Raw genomic sequence first — 18,374 nt, 5'->3', positions numbered from 1 at the left:
TCTGGTGTTGAGTCGTCCCGATGGCAACTTCCACAAACGCGGCAGCAGGCAGTGAACAGCGCCTGCTGACCGATCCTATTCCCAAATTGCTGTGGCGTTATGCTTTGCCAACCGTCATGTCCATGCTGGTCACCGGCATCTATGTGACCGTTGATGGCATGTTTGTTGGACATTATCTGGGCGAGCAGGGGCTGGCTGGCATCATGCTGGCTTATCCTGTCGGGGCGATTTTGTATGCCATGGGCTCCTTGATTGGCATGGGCGCGGCGGCGCTGGTGTCTATTAATCTGGGGCAGGGCAACACCGCCAAAGCCCGGCGTTTTGTCGGTAATGCCTTCAGCCTGGCGCTGCTGACCGGGGTGATATTCGCGATACTGGGAATGCTGTTTTCCCGGCCTATCCTGTTGGCACTGGGGGCTGAGGGCGAGATACTGCAAAGCGCTGATGAGTATCTGTTCTGGTATTTTGCGTTGGGGATCTTCCCGGTATTGTCGCTGACTTTTACCACTTTGCTGCGCAATGATGGCCGGCCTGAGTTTGTCACCGGCGTGCTCATTCTCGGCGGCGTACTCAATATCTTTCTGGATTGGCTGTTTATTGTCGTCTGGCCCTTTGGTCTAGCCGGTGCGGCAATTGCCACCATGTTGTCGCAGGCGGTGACCGCCAGTTTGTGTTTGCAGCACTTTTTCTCCAAACGCACGCAGCTGACCATTACCTCGGCGCAGATGAAACTTACACTGGATAACTGCCTGAATATTGCGCGGGTAGGTTTGCCCAGTTTCCTGATGAATCTGTATCTGTCGATAGTACTGACCTTCCACAATATGGCGTTTCTGTGGGTGGGTGGCCCCATCCATGTGGCTGCCTATGGTGTGGTCAGTTACACCGAGGCCATTTTTTACCTGATTTTTGAAGGGATTGCCTTCGGTGCTCAGCCTATCCTGAGTTTTAATGCCGGCGCCGGACGCTATGACAGAGTCAGACAGACCCGCAATATCGGCTTCGGTGTCACTTTGCTGGTGGCTGTGCTGGGATTACTGCTGATTTACCTCAAACCCCAGTGGCTGGTGTATCTGTTCGCCGGCGATAACCCACAGCTCTCACCGGTTGCGGTGGAAGGGCTATATCTGTACTTCTGGGGCCTGCCGATGGAAGGCTTGCTGCTGGTGGGCGCCAGTTTCTTCCAGGCGATTAACTGCAGTCGTGAAGCCTCGATTCTGACCGCCAGTAAGCTGGTGCTGATAGGCCTGATGTTGTGGGCAATGGCCGCGCTGTTTGGCACCACAGGGGTGTGGATGTCGCTGGCGATCTGCTCCTGCATCCTGAGTCTGTGGATGGCGTTTGCCATTCGCCGGGTTGACCGTAAGTTTGCCGGTATAGCCGTTCGCGCAGGTTGATTTTTACCCATTTTGCGTTAGGGTAATGGGCTGGTTACCGGCATCCTGCTGATGCCGGTAAAGATTTACATTGGTTAAGGATGAACCATGAAATTGAACGCTGTTTTGCCGACTTTGCTGATGATGGGGACTGCCTCGCTGGCGCTCACTGCCTCCTGGTCTGTGAATGCGCAGACCTCGGCCGCGCAGCCTGCGTTTGCCGATGCCCTTGCAGGATACCTCACTGCCGTTGACAATCAGGACGCTCAGGGGCAACTGCTTCAGGCGAGGCTGGCTTATGAACTCGGTAAAGCCGAGTTTGGCCAGAGCCATGTCAACACGGCCAATCTGGCAATGAATTACGCCCATGCACTGGGACTTAAGGCCAACTATTTGCTGCGCTCCGCCCCGGAAGAGGATTTCCCGACACAAACCGAGCTGCTGCAATATGCCGTGTCAGTGTATGAAAAGGAGTATGGGCCGGAGAGCACTGAGCTGGTTGAGCCTTTGCTGAAATTGGCCCGCAGCTACTATATCGACAATGGCCGGGACTTCAACACCAAGAAAAAAAACGTGTTACGGGCAGTGGAGCTGTCCAAAACCTTGCCGCCGCTGGTACGCGCCGAAGTTTACATTCAGGCCAGCCATATCCTGTCATCTGAATATCGTTCTTTGTCCCGTCGTTATGCTGAGCAGGCCTATGATCTGTATGTAGAGCACGCACCGGAAAATGCCGTTGAGCGCAATCTTGCCGCGTTTAATATGGCCAAATTTTACATGGGCGAGCGCCGTTACGATCAGGCAGAATCCATGCTTAAAGATGTGATAGCCCAGTTCAGCGTGCTGCAGTATGACACTCAGGTATCGCTGGCGGCCCATGCCTTTTTGGTGGAATTGTATGAGCGAAAGGGAGAGCGTGAACTGGCAACTGAGCATTGTCTGGCTATTGGCAGCATGACGCCCTGGCTGGAAAATCAGGAGCAAACCCCCATATTCAGGACGCTCCCAGACTTCCCCACTGGCATGGCAAAGAGGAACCGGGATGGTCTGGTTCAGATGAGCTTTACCATAGATAAAACGGGCTTTGTCAAAGATGTGGAAGTGATCAAGTCTGACGGCGGCGCAGCCTTTGAGAGAAGCGCCATCAAGGCGATGCAGGAATGGCGTTATGCGCCCAAATTTGAAAACGGCAAGCCGGTTGAAGCGCAAAGCACAGTGCAGCTGGATTTCCTTATCCGCAGATAATAATCACCGCCTTGTGATGAGAAATTGCCGCCATAACTGGCGGCAATTTTTTTCGGTCTGCCCCGGACTGTTCACTGCAGGGCTTTTACCTGCCCCGGCATTTTACCTGCGTAGCAAGGCAAAGCGGGGCATGTGGCGTAAAAGCGCTTACCGGATAAGGTAAACGTCCAGACTGCAGGCACCATGGGCGCCAACCACCAAAGATTGCTCAATGTCCGCCGTTTTGGATGGACCGGCGATAAAGGCACCACAACTGCCGGATCTCAGTGTCAGCCTGGATACTGCCTGATGCATATTGGCGACCAGCGCGTCCTGTTTCACCGCCAGCAGCAGGTTTTCACAGATAAATGGCGTTACTCTGTGACTTTCTTGTTCAGGTACCCAAACCGCGCCGTTTTCGGCCACCGCCAGCTCACCCTCAATCACTGCAAAATCAATGTCTTTAAGCTCGTGTGGTGTTGCTGGTAATTGTCGATTACCCTGCACACCGTCTACCAGCGACAGCACCTGCATGCCTTCGGCGATCAGGCTGTTGACCTTATCCTGCAGCAGTTCCACAGACGCATTGGCGTGTAAGGTGCCGGCAACCTGGCTCAGGCTGGCTTCAAACTGAGCGGCCAGATCGTCCATACGGGGTTCAATATTGATATCAGGCATGTTATGGGCTGGCAGTGCACTTGCCGCCAACGCTGCCAGAATAGTTTGTTTTCCAGGCATTATTTACTCCTGTGCTGGCTGTACCAGCGCTCAAAGCTGGAAGAGGGGGCCACGGGCAATTCGCGGTATTTGCCCCAGGCGCCGGCGAAAGGCTTAAGCAGGCTGCCGGGCAGATATCGCAGTGACGTACGGGCCACGCTCATGGCACAGTTCAGCGCCAGCGGGCTGGCCATCATTTTGCCGACCAAAGGCATATAAGCCGCTTTACCATAGGGGAGTTGCTGCTCCTGCGCCTTGAGGCGACGTCTGTGATGGATGATTTTATCCAGCGGGACTTTGGTCGGGCAGACACCGGTGCAGGAGGCGCACAAAGTACAGGCCCATGGCATGCTGTTGTCAGCCGGATCGCCCACCGCCAGGCCAATCGGGCCCGGGATGGTATAGCTGTAGCTGTGACCACCGCTGCGACGGTATACCGGACAGGTGTTCAGGCAGCCACCGCAGCGGATACATTTGAGCGACTCGGCCAGAATGGCGTCCTGCAGCATTTTGCTGCGGCCATTGTCTACGATGATAATATGCATCTCGCCGCCGGTTTTTGGGCCGCTGTACATGCTGGAATAGGTCGTGACAGGCTGACCAGTGGCGTTGCGTGCCAGCATGCGCAGCAATACCGCGGCGGCATCCAGATTGGGCACCAGTTTGTCGATACCCATGGAGTGCAGCTGAACATTCGGCAGATTCACGCCCATGTCGGCATTGCCTTCGTTGGTACACACCACCACGGCACCTTTGTCGGCGATGGCCATGTTTACGCCTGTCATGGCGGCATCGGCGGTTAGAAACTGCTCCCGCAGATGGGCGCGGGCCGCGCGGGTCAGATAGGTAGGATCTGATGCCCCGGCCTCAGTGCCGATTTTCTGATGAAACAGTTCACCCACCTCTTCTTTTTTCATGTGGATGGCCGGCACCACGATATGAGAAGGCGGCTGATGTGCCAGTTGAATGATGCGTTCACCCAGATCGGTATCGATCACCTCAATGCCACGCTCCTCCAGATAAGGATTCATGTGACACTCTTCAGTGAGCATGGATTTGGACTTGACCAGCTTCTTAACCTGATGACGCGACAAAATATCATGCACTATCTGGTTGTGCTCGGCCGCGGTGCTGGCCCAGTGCACGCTAATGCCATTGGCGATACAGTTGCGCTCAAAGGTTTCCAGCAGCTGGCTTAAGTGCGTCAGCGTGTGCAGTTTGATTTCACTGCCCAGCTGTCTGAGGGACTCCCACTCGGGAATGGCGGACGCAGCGCGGTCGCGTTTTTCACGCATCAGCCACAGCGCGCGTGAATGCCAGTCAACCCGGGATTCATCACGGCAGAAAATTTCGGCGCGGCTGGCATGGGTACCTTGATTGGAATGTGACATCGCTTCCCCCCTAGAGTGCGCCGTTGATGATTTGCGCGATATGGCGGATCTGCAGCGGCAACTGCTGACGACGGATCATGCCATCCAGATGCAACATGCAGCTCGGGTCATAACCCACCACATATTCGGCACCGGTATCGGCATGGGCACGGGCTTTGTCTTTGCCCATCTTGGCTGATACCGCCCCTTCATCGACGGCAAAGGTGCCACCGAAGCCACAACATTCATCTTTGCGATCCGGGTAGCAGATTTCGATCCCCGGAATGTTGCAAAGTACGGCTTCTACTTTGTTAAAGGCCGGGCCCATAAACTCACTGCCACTGGCCAGTCCCAGCATACGCACACCATGACAGCTCATTTGCAGGCTGATGCGGTGTGGGAAGGCTTTGGTAAACTGCGCAATCGGGGCGACATCGTGCAGAAATTCGGTCAGCTCGTACAATTTCGCGATGACTGCCTGAGCTTGTGGGCTGTTGTCAAATTCGTGGAAATTTTCTTTGGCGGCGACCAGGCAACTGGCGGCAGGGCAGACGATGGCATCACACTCGACGCCTTTGAAACTGTTGAGCAGTTTCAGGGTGGTGTTTCTGGCCTCGTTGTAACAACCCGAATTGGTCATAGGTTGACCACAACAGGTCTGACCCTGGGGAAATATGACCTCATGCCCCAGTTTTTCCAGCAATTCCAGGGTGGCGATAGCCACGTCAGGCATTAACTGGTTGACCAGGCAAGGGATGAAAAGTGCTATCTTCATCTGAGCTTCTCAATATGTGGGATTAACGGCAATGCTGTGATCCGGCTCACCTTAAGGCAAACTAATCCCAATATAGGCTCATCTCCCCCGTTGTTGTAGGGGTAATTCAGTAAAACACCATATTCACTTTCTCAACTATGAGAAGATAGTGATGGGATTATTGCGCATCTTCGCGGCTGCATGCATCCAGCTGGCATGCCAGATGCCGATAACTGATGCCCAAGTGGTGGGTCAATCCCGGCTCGCAGGGGCGATTGATGTAATAACCCAGTTGTACTCCGGCTGGCTGCTGGGCGTGTAAATGTCGCAGCGCCGAGGCATTGATTTCCGGATAATAAAGCCTTGTTCACCGGCGTCGTTGCGGCATTCACGGTTTCCGGGGATAACAACCTCTCTTGCGCAGGTGTTTGCTATCGCCAGCATGGCGGGCTCTGCCTGTAGATGCCTGGCGCTGCAGCCCAGGTGCAGGGCAAGGATATCTTGGCGGCGCAGCGTCCGTTTTCAACGCAGCGACTGGAGCATAAATTCCACCAGATTCAGCAGCGGTCAATTTGTCTGTGGTGTTAATTGATGTGCCGGCAGGGCATCGCCGGCGACAATCCGGCGTTCGTGGTCAGAAGCCGCCCCACAACCATCCCAATGTGCCCGCCAGCAGGGCGTAAGCCAGCGCAACCGGCATGGTTTTGCGAATGATTTCGGCTTCTCTGCCAGCCATACCAACCACGGTGGCCGCAGCGACGACATTCATCACACACATCATATTGCCGGCATTGGCTCCAATACCCTGCAGCGCCAGAATAATCGCCGGATTTTCGCCAATATTTTCGGCCACACTGAACTGCAGGCCGGAAAACATCATGTTGGAAAAGGTTGCCGAGCCGGACAGAAACGCGCCGAAGATGCCGACAATCGGTGCAACCCAGTTCCATACACTGCCCATACTGGCCGCCAGCATATCCGCCAGCGCGATGGGCATAGCGACCAGATTGGCATGATTGTCACCCGAGTTAAGGAATATCTTGACCATGGGCACGGAGGCGCCCAGAGATATGACAGTCGGTACCATGGATTTCAACGAAGTGCCCACCGCCTGACCGATGGCCAAGCGGCGCATTCCAAACAGCCAAAAGCTGAGTACACACACCAGCACGAAGAAAGCACCCGGCGCGTACAGGGTGGCAAACCCCGCTTTAAGTTCGGTGCCCAGCAGGTTGGTCCAGCTGAAATTAAAGCCATTGAGCCAGACCTTGAGGGGACTTACCACTCTGGACAGCACCAGCAAACCGGCCATGACCAGATAGGGTGTCCAGGCCGCCAGTTGGCTGAATTGTGGATGTTGTCCGGCGACTGAAGAGGGCGGCGAGTCATCGACATTGTCACCGGCTTTGTCAAAGTCGAACCAGGGCGTTGCCGGCAATAACCAGCCTTTGCGCGCGACCGGAATGACAATCGCCATCCCAATCAGCGCACCGATAACTGAAGGAAACTCCGGGCCTGCCAGATAATTGATACTCCAGGCCGGAATGGTAAAGGCAAAACCGGCAAACAGCGCGAAAGGCCAGATAGCCAGTCCCTCTTTAAATGAGCGATTACGGCCGAAAAATCCGGTCAGCAGTGAAACGATAACCAGGGGGATCAGGGTGCCGGTAATCAAATCAATGCTGATCATGTGCATGGCGATAAAGCGGGCATAGTCAGTGAAACTGCCACCATACAGTGCAATTTGTGCCGCCGCCATGTTCTCGCCGCCCTGCAGCAGCCCCTGCTCCATACCAAAGAGGACCGGCAGTCCGATGGCGCCAAAGGACACTGAAGCTGAGTCGGCAACCAGCGCCACTACTGCGGCGGCCACCGGTGGAATGCCCAGTAACACCAGCAGGGGCGCACCGATAGCGGCAGGGGTGCCAAACCCGGCGCTGCCTTCGATAAAGGCCCCAAACAGCCAGCAGATGATGATGACCTGGACTCGGGCATCGGCGCTGATATTGGTAAAACCGGCACGGATGGTATCCATTGCGCCTGAATATTTGAGGGTGTTGAGCAGGAACACGGCACCAAAAATGATGGTCAATGGCGTTAGCGCCGACAGCAGGCCTTCAACCACCGAGGCCGCCAGCATGCCAGTATCCATTCGCCAGATAAATGCCGCCGCCAGTGCTGTAATCGCCAGTGAGATGGGCATGGCTCTGGAAGCCGGCAGTCTGAGCAGCACCAGAAATACCATGACGCTGATGACAGGGGATAAACTGGCGATAAGTTGGAGAAAGGTCATGGGCACCTCACAGTGGCAGTTACTGACACAGGTGTTTCCCGGAAAGAGCGGGAAACACCGCGCGTGTACTGCCATTGAACGAGGCCCCATCAGGGCGGCGTCAACGTCACGCCAACGAACGCACTTTAGCATTCAATCATGCTGCAAGTATACAGGCTTGCGCCAAAGTGCCGGGCTAATGACTTGAGCAGGAAAGGAAAATTACTTATTAAAACAGCTTGCTGCCCCAGCCAAGCTTATTACGCAGCACGTGGAAGTAGTTGTAACCTTTGGGGTGGATCAGTCTGAGGCGTTCTGGGCTGCGGTGGATGATAATCTCGTCGCCGGGCAACACTGCCAGGGTGACATGACCATCACAACTGACTTCCAGATTCTCGCCATTATGGGGAGAAACCACCAGTTTGATCATACTGTCGGCGTCGACCACGATAGGGCGGCAGGACAGGGTATGGGGGAACATGGGGACCAGGATCATCGCCTGCAGTTTGGGGGTCAGAATGGCACCACCGGCAGACAGTGAATAGGCGGTTGACCCTGTGGGCGTCGAGACAATCATGCCATCAGCCCGCTGGCTGTACATGAATTGCTCATCAATGTACACCTCGTACTCAATCATATGCGCCACTTTGCCAGGATGCAGCACCGCCTCGTTGACGGCGGTATTACTTGCTTTGAGTTTGCCATGGCGGTGGACTTCGGCTTCCAGTAAAAACCGGTGCTCGGTTTCATACTCGCCCTGCAGTACGGCGCCCAGTTTTTCCTCGAACGCATCCGGCGGTAAATCGGTCAAAAAACCCAGATTGCCACGGTTGACGCCGATGACGCCAACGTCAAAGCGGGCCAGAACCCGGGCTGCGCCCAGCATGTTACCGTCACCGCCAACCACAACGGCTAAATCGCAACGCTTGCCGATTTCCAGCATATCCGCTGATTGCACATGGCTGCCCAGTTCCGAGGCGACCCGCTCTTCCACCAGAATTTCGTACCCTTGCATGGTGAGCCAGTGATGCAGGCGTTTGAGGGTTAAATTGGTCCCGCTGTGATGGGGTTTTCCGATGAGACCAATGGTGTGGAACTCGCTTGTCATATTTCCCTTGGAAAGGCCTTGAATCGTCAAATTTAGTCCCCATAATATGCCCAGAGTATGCAGAAACAAAGCATTTTTAGCTGGAGTAACAATGAGCAACGAACACAAGCAAGCACCACAGGACCAGGTTGAGGAAGTGGTTGAAACTGAGGCCTCCCAGGGGGAAGCTGCACTGGTGGACGAGTTGACCCAGGCGAATTTCCGTATTGAAGAACTGGAGCAGGCACTGGCCGAGGCGCAAAGTGCTGCCAAAGAGGAAAGGGACGCGGCGCTGCGCGCTGTGGCCGAAATGGAAAACATCCGTCGCCGTGCAGCCATGGATGTTGAGAAGGCGCACAAGTTTGCACTGGAAAAGTTCGCCAACGAACTGTTGCCGGTTATCGACAACATGGAGCGTGCACTGGTGGGCTCAGTGGAAGATGACGCTGCCAGAGCGGTGATCGAAGGCGTTGAGCTGACACTGAAAACCCTGATGACTGCGGTGGGTAAATTCGGTATCGCCCAGGTTGATCCTGTGGGTGAAGCCTTCAATCCAGAACAACATCAGGCGATTGGCATGCAGCCAAGCAGCGAGCATCCCGCCAATACCGTGATGCTGGTGATGCAAAAGGGCTATCTGCTGAACGATCGTTTGCTGCGTCCCGCCATGGTTATGGTATCTCAGGGCTGACAGACTATCCCCGGGCACAGCTTCGGGTGATTTCACTGAATCAAAAGGACGCTCTGGCGTCCTTTTGTATTTGTAACCCGTGGCTCAAGTTACACCAACTTCATTCATCGTCTGATCAATTCAGAGAGTCGGGGATTCTGATTGAAAGCGCATTGCTTTTAAAGGGTTGTTCCCTAAAAGCAATGCCACACAGAAGCAGGGGCCTGACAGGCTCACGCGGTGCGGGTTTCAATGACCTTGTATCAAGCGCATTGAACGTCTGCTGAAACAAATTAACGATTAAATGAAATCGGTATTACACCAGCGCGCCAGGCATGACGGCGGTGACGATAAGATCAACGCCCAGCGGGGTGAGCCACTTGGACTCCCGCTCAAGGTCGCTCAGCAACAGGGCAATTTTGCGTTTTCCCCTTGGCAGGGTTACATGCAGACGACGTCCTTCAGCCCGCACGGTTATCATCATACTTTTACCCTGACGGCCCAGGTTAATCATGACACCCAGTCGCAGCAAACATACCAGACGGGCCAGTTGTGGCTGCTGGAGCAGGCTCTCATCCGGGCGTTTGCGGTGGCTGCCGATAAGCAGCGCCAGCTGTTGCTGCAGGGTTTCATCGAATCCGGGCAGATCTGCGTTGGCGATAATGTAGGCGCCATGTTTCTGATGGGCGCGGGAGTTGATGTGGATGCCCACTTCATGCAGCGTTGCCGCGTATGCCAGCAACCGACTGTATCCCCGCAGCTGCCAGGTATCGGCAACCTGTTCAAACAGCTGCATTACGGTATCCCGTACCCTAAACGCATGGCTTCGATCCACATGATACAGCCGGGCGATGCTGTCGACTGTACGCAGGCGGACATCCTGATACTGACCTATCTGCGCCATTTCGTAGAGCACTCCTTCGCGCAGCGCACCGGCAGTAAACCTGAGGGATTTCAGTGATAAACGGCGAAAGAAACTGATGAGAATGGCCAGTCCCGCCGGTAGGATGGTGGCTCGCTTGTCTTCGACATTGTTCAGTCGTCCCTCAAGATTGCCCCATTCAATCAACTGTCGTTTGAGTTTTTTAAGATTGGTAAGGGTAATGTCCGGTGTGCCGTAAAGCTCAGCCAGCGCTTCACTGACTGCTTTGATGGTACCTGAGCTGCCCAGTACCAGATCCCAGTCGCCTTCAAAATAAGCCTTACTCAGGGTCGAGAACTCTTCATCTGCGGCCTGACAGGCGGCGGTAAAACGCGCCAGATCGATAATGCCATCGGCGAAGTACTTCTCATGGAAGCTGACACAGCCGCAATGCAGACTGGTGAGGGTTTTTGATTGCCCAAAGCGGCCAACCACCACTTCGGTGGAGCCGCCGCCTATATCGATCACCAGATTGCGTTTTTCCAGCACTTCGCTGTGGGCGATGCCATGATAGATAAGACGCGCTTCTTCATGGCCGGAGATGACTTCTATGGGATAGGGCAGGGTCTCTTTGACTCTGGTAATAAAGTCGGCACGGTTAACTGCGACCCTGAGGGTGTAGGTGGCAACCAGACGGATCTCGGCATTACTGATATCGGCGAATCTGAGGTTAAAGTCCTTCAGGCACTCCACCCCACGAATGATGGCTTCTTCACTCAGAATGTTCTGCTCATCCAACCCCTGAGCTAACTTAACCTGTTGTTTTTCTTTATGGACAATTTGCAATTGGCCATCCTGCTCACGGGCGATCACCAAATGAAAGCTGTTGGAGCCCATGTCGATGGCCACATAGTGTTTGGGTAATAGGATCAACTGGCTTTCTCCTGACAATTAATGGGCATGCCGCCCTGGCCATCTGCCGCAATGACCGGCTCAAGTGCTCGCCGATAGCCTGATTCCACATCTTCATCCATCGGCGCAATGGCTGCCGCCAGGGTTTTTTCCCGGTTTTGCAGGTAATCCAGAATCGCCAGCTGGGAGCGAACTTTGCGCTTGTTGCCTCTGGGGTGGTAAGGATTAGTCTGATCCTGATTGATGATCCGGTTCTTGGTATTGTCGCTGAACTGAATCGCCAGAATATCCAGAATGGTCTGTTTCAGCTGCTCGTCCAGTATCTGGGTGCCCACCTCGATGCGTTCATCCAGGTTGCGGGTCATCCAGTCGGCAGAGGTAATGAATACCTTGTTTTCGCCACTGTGATGAAAGTGCATGACCCTGGCGTGTTCCAGAAAGCGATCCACGACGCTGTACACCCGGATATTGTCACTGATGCCTTTAATGCCCGGGATCAACGCGCACATGCCCCGCACCATCAGACGGATATTCACCCCTGCCGCGCTGGCCTCATACAGTCTGTCAATCAGTGCCATATCCACCAGATTGTTGACCTTGAGGGTGACCGCTGCAGTTTGACCTGCCTGTGCCATGGCGATTTCATGATCCAGCAGCATATCGATTTTTTGGCGCACATTGTAGGGCGAGACCAGCAACTGATTGAAGTGATAGCGGCGATAGGGATGCTCAATTAGCTCAAATACCTGCTCGACTTCGGCACCAATCTCGGGATGTGCTGTAAACAGTGCAAAGTCGGTGTAGATACGCGCCGTGCTCTCGTTGAAATTACCGGTGCCGATATGCGCATATAGCCGCATACCCTCTGCCTCTTCCCGGCCGATGAGGCACATCTTTGCATGGATTTTTAAGCTGGGAATGCCGTGGTGCACCCGCACCCCGGCTTCTGACAGCCGCCGGCTCCATTCAATGTTGGCCTGTTCATCAAAGCGGGCTGCCAGTTCAATCACCGCGGTCACCTTTTTACCATTTTTCACCGCTTCCATCAGCGAGTGCATGATCTGCGAATGCTTGGCGACCCGGTAGACATTGATTTTGATAAAACGCACCGCCGGATCGTAGGCGGCCTGGCGCAGCAACTCGGTTAAATGGGAGAACCTGTGGTACGGGTAATACAGCAGTATGTCCTGCCGGCGCAGGGCATCAAATTTGTTGACCGAATTGTAGAAAAACGGATTTTTCAGGGCCTTGAGTTTGGGATGTTCCAGATGTTTGCGGCCGGGATTGGGAAAACCGATAAAGTCTTTGAAGGAGTGGTAACGGCCGCCGGGCACCAGACATTCAGTGCCGCTGATGCCCAGTCTGTCCTTGAGCATGGTCAGCATGTGCTCGGGCATTTCCCGGTCATACACCAGACGCACCGGCTCGGCAGTCAGTCGCTGTTTCAGTGCCAGCGAAATCTTTTCCAGCTGACTGTGTTCAAGCTCGGTATTGAGGTCGAATTCGGCATCCCGGGTAATTTTCATCGAATAGACTTCGATGTTGGAATAGTCGAAGAATGGACTGAACAGCTCATGCACACAGTGACGGATGACGTTGTCCAGCAAAATCAGGTACTTTTTGCGTTTGGTTTGTTCCGGCGGCAGGGCAATGAAGCGCGGCACATTTTTGGTCGGCACTTCGATAAGGGCGTACTGGCGCTTATGTTCGCTGTTGAGGCTCACCGCCAGATAGGTGGTATCGTCCCGCAGCAGTTTGGGTAAATTCTGCTGATTGTTGATGATCAGCGGGGCAAAATGCTGCTTGAGATTGTCACGAAAGTGCTTCTTCAACCATTGGCTGTGGCTGTGGGTTAACTGTAATTCGTTCACCAAAAAGATATTGCAGCGCACCAGTTCGCGCATCAGCTCAGCATAAATGGCATCAAATTTTTCCTGCAGCAGCAGTACCTTGGTCTGGATTTTTTGCAGCAGATGGCGGTCTTTTTCCAGCGTTGTGGTGAAACTGCCCAGCTGCAGACGGCGGCGCACCGCAGCAACCCGCACCCGGAAAAACTCATCCATATTGTTGGAGTAGATCCCCAGAAACCGCACCCGCTCGACCACAGGTACACTGGCATCGCTGGCTTCCTGCAGCACCCTTTCATTAAAGGACAGCCAGGACAACTCCTTTTCCACAAAAAACTTATCTGAGCCACTAATCACGACATTGATTCCTTTGCCAAACAGCGGGCAGGCTGTTCCCTGTAAGGTGGGGGAAAAGAGGCATTTTGTCCAACTTTGTTATGACAAAAGGCATCCGGATCCGCACGTACTCTAGCCTGCGACTATGTCAGTCATATGACATTTATGACGCTAGTGTGACATAAAAAACACCGCTTTCCCTGTGTCTTGGCTGGAATTTTTGTGGTATTTTTGCCGGCTTTTTTCAGGACTCTGGAGTCGCCATGTTTGTGGGTTTCGATTATGGCAGTGCCAACTGCGCTTTGGGTGTAATGACGGACGATGGCGTGCACTTGCTGCCGTTGGCCGGTGACAGCCGCTACATCAGTTCCACCCTGTATGCCTACGACAGAGAATTGATCGCCGAAGCCGTGTATCAGCGTCTGGGCAGCGATCAACAGGCCGAATATGCACCCAAACGCAGCGCCGAGCTGAGCCGCGCTAAAGCGGTGCGCCGCGAGCTGGATTTGCTGCCTGCCGATGAAGTGGTGTTTTTTGGCGAAGCGGCGTTTAACGCCTATATGGAAGTACCGGAGGAGGGGTTTTATGTCCGGTCACCCAAATCCTTTCTGGGAGCCACCGGGCTCAGACCCGATCAAATTGGCCTGTTTGAAGACATAGTCACCCTGATGATGATGCACATCAAGCAGCAGGGCGAGCAGGCGCTGGGTCAGACCATCACCCGCGCGGTCATTGGCCGGCCGGTGAACTTTCAGGGCATAGGCGGCGAGCAAGCCAATGTGCAGGCCGAAACCATATTGACCACGGCGGCGATCCGTGCCGGCTTTACCGAGGTTGCCTTTTTGTTTGAACCCATTGCCGCGGGCATGGATTTTGAAGCGCAGCTGACTGAAGATCGCACAGTGCTGGTGGTCGACGTGGGCGGCGGTACCACTGACTGCTCAGTGGTGCGTATGGGGCCATCCCATGTCAGCGCCAGTGATCGCAGCGCCGATTTTCTTGGTCACAGCGGTCAGCGGATTGGCGGTAACGATCTGGATATCGCGCTGGCGATGCACAGCTTTATGCCACACATGGGACTGGGCAGCCAGTTGGTGACAGGCAAACCCATGCCCAGCAAGGTGTTCTGGAATGGCGTGGCGGTCAATGATATCGCTGCCCAGCGGGATTTTGCCTCAGTGACCTGCAAAAAGCTGATTGATGATTTGATGAAAGAAGCCTGCGAGCCGCAGTTGCTCAAACGGCTGTCAAAAATTCAGCGTTTGCAGCTGTCCTATCAGTTGGTCAGACAGGCAGAGCGGGCCAAAATCGCGCTGTCGGATGCAAACAGTATTGAGGCCAATCTTGAGTTTATTGAAGCCAGGCTCAGCCCTGAAGTGTCTGCTGAGCAGTTTGTTTCAGCCATTGATGATCCCCTCAGTCGGGTCGAAGCCCTGATGCAAAGCGCGGTTGATACCGCCGGTGTGATGCCGGATATCGTGTATGTGACCGGTGGCACGGCGCGAAGCCCGGCCATTTACCAGCGCATTGCCCGCTGTTACCCTGAGTGCCGGATTGTGGTCGGTGACCACTTTGGTTCAGTGACGGCGGGATTGACCCGCTGGGCACAAAAGCTTTTTGGTCAACAAGGATAAAGACTCATGAATAAGCCATCTCACCCAGGTTTAGCTGTGCCTGCTGTCAGATTGCCCTGCATTAGATTACTGAGTGTATGTCTGCTGGGCGCACTGGGATTGGCTGGCTGCGGTGGCGGTGATGTTGCCAAGGTCAGTCTGGGGCTGTTTACCACCAAGGATGTGGTGATCGATGCCAGACAGGATCCCAAAATCCCCGGGGTGACCTGTTATATCAGCCGCATTGAAGCGGACTTGTCACTGGCTGATCCGTCCGATATGAGTATCGCCTGTCGTCAGACCGGCCCCATTACGGCGGCTGAGGTAGCCAGCATAGACAAGAGCAAAGGCGGCGAGGTGGTGTACAAGGAGTCCCTGAGCATACTGTTCAAGAATCTCAAGGTGCGCCGCATTTATGATGCCGAACATCAGACGCTTTTGTACTTGTCCTACTCCACCAAGGAGAGCAGCGGCAGCCACAAACATGCGCTGTCGGCCGTACCTTTGTATGGCACGCAAGCCTGGCTGGCGGCTCCTGTCACTCACTGATTGCAGTGGGTAGAGACCAAAAAACGCAGCCATTTGGCTGCGTTTTTTTATGGGTGAATTGGGTTTGCTTACAGCACTACTGAGCCGATGGCAAAACCAAATCCAACCGCCAGGGTGATGGCCAGCAAGCCCGGGATCATAAAGGGGTGATTAAATACCGCCTTGCCGATACGGGTTGAACCTGTGTCATCCATTTCCACCGCCGCCAGCAGCGTGGGGTAAGTCGGCAGCACAAACAGCGCGGAGACTGCAGCAAACGAGGCGACCGCCGTCAGTGGCGATACACCCAGTGCCAGTGCGGCGGGCAGCAGCGCCTTGGTGGTCGCGGCCTGGGAGTAGAGCAGCATGGCGGCGAAAAACAGCACCACAGCCAGCATCCAGGGGTAGGCGTTGAGCAGTGAAGAGGCCGTATGCTGAATGGTATCCAGATTGGCTTCGACAAAAGTGTCACCCAGCCAGGCCACCCCCATTACACAGATACAGGCTGACATGCCGGAGCGGAAGGTGGCCGCCGTGACAATCTGCTCGGCATCCAGTTTACATACCAGAGTAATGGCCAGCGCCGCAGTCAGCATCAGTGCGATAATCGCCTGATCCCGACTCATGCTGGGATCGCTGATCAGGCCAACGGTTGGTGACACCGCAGTGGCATAAGCCACCACCGCGATAATAGCGATGACAAAAATACCCACCGAGGCGCGGGCACCGGCTTTGATTTCCACTTGCTGCTGATGGGGCGCAGCCACTTCGCCATTGGCCAGCCGGTGCTGATAAACAGGGTCATCTTTGAGTTCACAACCCAGATGATTGGCGACCAGCGAGGTCAGGATCACGGCGGCCAGGGTCGAGGCGATACACACGGCAAGCACCTGCAGATAGCTGACGCCGCGGGGCTCCATCAAACTGGTGAAAAAAACCATGGCAGCAGAGACGGGTGAAGCGGTAATGGCAATCTGGGATGCAATGACCGATACCGACAGTGGCCTTGATGGGCGGATATTTTGCTCTTTGGCAACCTGGGCGATCACCGGCAGGGTGGAAAATGCAGTATGACCGGTACCCGCCAGCAGAGTCATAAAGTAGGTGATAAGCGGGGCGACCAGAGTGATTTTATCCGGGTGACGGCGCATCATACGTTCGGCCAGATGCACCAGATAATCCATGCCACCGGCCATTTGCATGGCAGCAATGGCCGAAATCACTGACATGATAATCAGGATCACATCCCAGGGAATATTGCCCGGATGCACCCCGAGCATGGCCAGCACCATGACTCCCAATCCACCGGCGAAGCCAATAGCCACGCCGCCAAGGCGCGCTCCCAGGAAGATACTGAGCAGCACTATGCCCAACTCGATCCATAACATAAATGGTGATCTCTGATTTGCAGGAAACACTGAGGGCGGAGGCGGGCAGACTGCTCAGGCAAGGCCGGGCATAGTTGCACTGTCCTTGCGCACATCAGTAAAAAGAATATTAATTTTACCTGAAATGAGCGCAAAGTTGGCCTGATCCGGATCAGGCCATGGCAGGAAAATGTGAAACCGTGATCTGGATCGGTCAGTTATTTTGCATCACGGCATTAAAACGGGCGAAGCCGGCTTCCAAATCGGCAATCAGGTCTTCGGGAGCTTCCAGACCTATGTGCACCCGGATCAGCGGCTTGCTGCTGTCCCAGCGGGTGGCACTGCGGATTTTGTCGATGCCGCTGATCGCCAGAATAAGGCTTTCATAACCGCCCCAGGAAAATCCCATCTTAAAGTGCGCCATGCCTTCCACAAAGGCGGTGGCGGCGGCCAGGTTGCCTTGCTTCAATACAAAGGAAAACAAGCCATTGCTGCCGCTGAAGTCGCGCTTGAAAAACTCATGACCCGGACAGGACTCAAACGCCGGATGGCGCAGATGATCCACCTCGGGGCGGCTCGCCAGCCAGTGGGCCACCGTCAGCGCATTTTTCTGATGTTGCGCCAGTCGCACGCCCAGGGTGCGCAGTCCGCGGGCTGCCAGAAATACATCATCCGGGCTGGTGCACTGGCCCATCAGGTATGAGTTTTCCTGCAGCTGTCGCCAGTATTTTTGATTGGCGGTCGCCGTGCCCATCATCACATCCGAATGACCCACTATGTACTTGGTGGCGGCCTGAATGGAGATATCCACCCCCATTTCAAACGGGCGGCTGTTGATGGGCGAGGCCCAGGTATTGTCCAGTATGGTCACCAGATCATGTTCATGGGCGATGCGGCACAACGTAGGTACATCCTGCACTTCCATGGTGATGGAGCCGGGGGATTCGAGAAACAGTACTTTGGTGTTGGGGCGGATTAGCTGGCGTATACCGTCGCCGATCATCGGGTCATAGTAAGTGGTTTCCACGCCAAAACCCGCCAGCAGCTTGTTGCACAGATCCCGGGTGGGCTCGTACACGCTGTCAACCATCAGCAGATGATCACCGGCCTTGAGAAATGACAGCAGGGCTCCGCTAATGGCCGCCGCGCCCGACGGATACAGGGCGGTGCCGACGCCACCTTCCAGTTCGGCAATCGCCGATTGAAAAGCAAAGTGAGTGGGAGTGCCGCGGCGGCCATAGAACATGCCGCCGTCAGCCTTTTGCGCGGCGGCCTGACGCATCTGCTCCATGGTGTCGAACACTATGGTGGAGGCGCGAAATACCGGCGGGTTGATCACCCCTTTGGTCCATTGACTGTCTCTGCCGGCGCTGACGATAAGGGTATCTTTTTTGACTTTGTGACTCATGTTTGCAACCGCTTCCCTGTTTGTCTGAACT

14 protein-coding genes are annotated in these 18,374 nt (G+C 54.8%); 5 read left to right on the top strand and 9 right to left on the bottom strand.

Going from position 1 to position 18,374, the window contains the following annotated elements:
* Positions 1–20 precede the first annotated feature (20 nt).
* Both ACRRUX_RS12490 and ACRRUX_RS12485 read left to right on the top strand, forming a co-directional pair.
* A complete protein-coding gene (locus ACRRUX_RS12490) occupies positions 21–1,397 on the top strand; it encodes an MATE family efflux transporter (RefSeq protein WP_432530764.1) in 1,377 nt (458 codons plus the stop codon).
* An 87-nt stretch (positions 1,398–1,484) separates the two neighbouring features.
* On the top strand, positions 1,485–2,621 hold the full coding sequence (locus ACRRUX_RS12485) for an energy transducer TonB (protein ID WP_432530762.1): 1,137 nt from the start codon (positions 1,485–1,487) through the stop codon (positions 2,619–2,621).
* A 147-nt stretch (positions 2,622–2,768) separates the two neighbouring features.
* On the opposite strand, the gene ACRRUX_RS12480 is transcribed toward ACRRUX_RS12485, so the two are convergent.
* The 5 genes from ACRRUX_RS12480 to nadK all read right to left on the bottom strand — a co-directional run bounded on the left by ACRRUX_RS12480 (position 2,769) and on the right by nadK (position 8,821).
* The gene (locus ACRRUX_RS12480; protein ID WP_432530760.1) at positions 2,769–3,338 is read right to left on the bottom strand and encodes a LutC/YkgG family protein; all 570 of its coding nucleotides are present in this window, start codon (positions 3,336–3,338) and stop codon (positions 2,769–2,771) included.
* Positions 3,338–4,708: a lactate utilization protein B gene (locus tag ACRRUX_RS12475; RefSeq protein WP_432530758.1), complete on the bottom strand. Its 1,371-nt coding sequence runs from the start codon at positions 4,706–4,708 to the stop codon at positions 3,338–3,340. The genes ACRRUX_RS12480 and ACRRUX_RS12475 overlap by 1 nt, the downstream gene beginning before the upstream one ends.
* A 10-nt stretch (positions 4,709–4,718) precedes the next feature.
* Positions 4,719–5,462, bottom strand: coding sequence for a (Fe-S)-binding protein (locus tag ACRRUX_RS12470; protein ID WP_432530756.1), 744 nt, complete (start codon positions 5,460–5,462; stop codon positions 4,719–4,721).
* Positions 5,463–6,075: 613 nt separating this feature from the next.
* On the bottom strand, positions 6,076–7,734 hold the full coding sequence (locus tag ACRRUX_RS12465; protein WP_432530754.1) for an L-lactate permease: 1,659 nt from the start codon (positions 7,732–7,734) through the stop codon (positions 6,076–6,078).
* A 208-nt stretch (positions 7,735–7,942) separates the two neighbouring features.
* On the bottom strand, positions 7,943–8,821 hold the full coding sequence (gene nadK, locus ACRRUX_RS12460; protein ID WP_432530752.1) for an NAD(+) kinase: 879 nt from the start codon (positions 8,819–8,821) through the stop codon (positions 7,943–7,945).
* A gap of 91 nt (positions 8,822–8,912) precedes the next feature.
* Between nadK and grpE the strand changes: the two genes are divergently transcribed.
* Positions 8,913–9,491, top strand: a complete 579-nt coding sequence (gene grpE, locus ACRRUX_RS12455; RefSeq protein ID WP_432530750.1) for a nucleotide exchange factor GrpE — start codon at positions 8,913–8,915, stop codon at positions 9,489–9,491.
* A gap of 295 nt (positions 9,492–9,786) precedes the next feature.
* Here grpE and ACRRUX_RS12450 read toward each other — a convergent pair whose 3' ends face one another.
* Complete coding sequence (locus ACRRUX_RS12450; protein WP_432530895.1) at positions 9,787–11,229, bottom strand: exopolyphosphatase; 1,443 nt, start codon at positions 11,227–11,229, stop codon at positions 9,787–9,789.
* A gap of 32 nt (positions 11,230–11,261) precedes the next feature.
* A complete protein-coding gene (gene ppk1, locus ACRRUX_RS12445) occupies positions 11,262–13,448 on the bottom strand; it encodes a polyphosphate kinase 1 (protein WP_432530748.1) in 2,187 nt (728 codons plus the stop codon).
* Between the two features lie 242 nt (positions 13,449–13,690).
* On the opposite strand from ppk1, the gene yegD reads away from it, so the two are divergent.
* Together yegD and ACRRUX_RS12435 are read left to right on the top strand one after the other, a co-directional pair.
* Positions 13,691–15,061 (top strand): molecular chaperone, encoded by a 1,371-nt coding sequence (gene yegD / locus ACRRUX_RS12440; protein ID WP_432530746.1) that lies wholly within the window; start codon positions 13,691–13,693, stop codon positions 15,059–15,061.
* Between the two features lie 6 nt (positions 15,062–15,067).
* Complete coding sequence (locus ACRRUX_RS12435; protein ID WP_432530745.1) at positions 15,068–15,589, top strand: CreA family protein; 522 nt, start codon at positions 15,068–15,070, stop codon at positions 15,587–15,589.
* 68 nt (positions 15,590–15,657) lie between these two features.
* On the opposite strand, the gene ACRRUX_RS12430 is transcribed toward ACRRUX_RS12435, so the two are convergent.
* Both ACRRUX_RS12430 and ACRRUX_RS12425 read right to left on the bottom strand, forming a co-directional pair.
* The gene (locus ACRRUX_RS12430; protein ID WP_432530743.1) at positions 15,658–16,956 is read right to left on the bottom strand and encodes an anaerobic C4-dicarboxylate transporter; all 1,299 of its coding nucleotides are present in this window, start codon (positions 16,954–16,956) and stop codon (positions 15,658–15,660) included.
* A 193-nt stretch (positions 16,957–17,149) separates the two neighbouring features.
* Positions 17,150–18,343 (bottom strand): cystathionine beta-lyase, encoded by a 1,194-nt coding sequence (locus ACRRUX_RS12425; protein ID WP_432530741.1) that lies wholly within the window; start codon positions 18,341–18,343, stop codon positions 17,150–17,152.
* Between the last annotated feature and the right edge of the window lie 31 nt (positions 18,344–18,374).

Origin of the sequence: Shewanella sp. GXUN23E, assembly GCF_050865035.1 — a bacterium.
Taxonomy (GTDB): Bacteria; Pseudomonadota; Gammaproteobacteria; order Enterobacterales; family Shewanellaceae; genus Shewanella.
The sequence above is the reverse complement of the archived record's forward strand: the minus strand, read 5'-3'. Positions and strand labels throughout refer to the sequence as shown.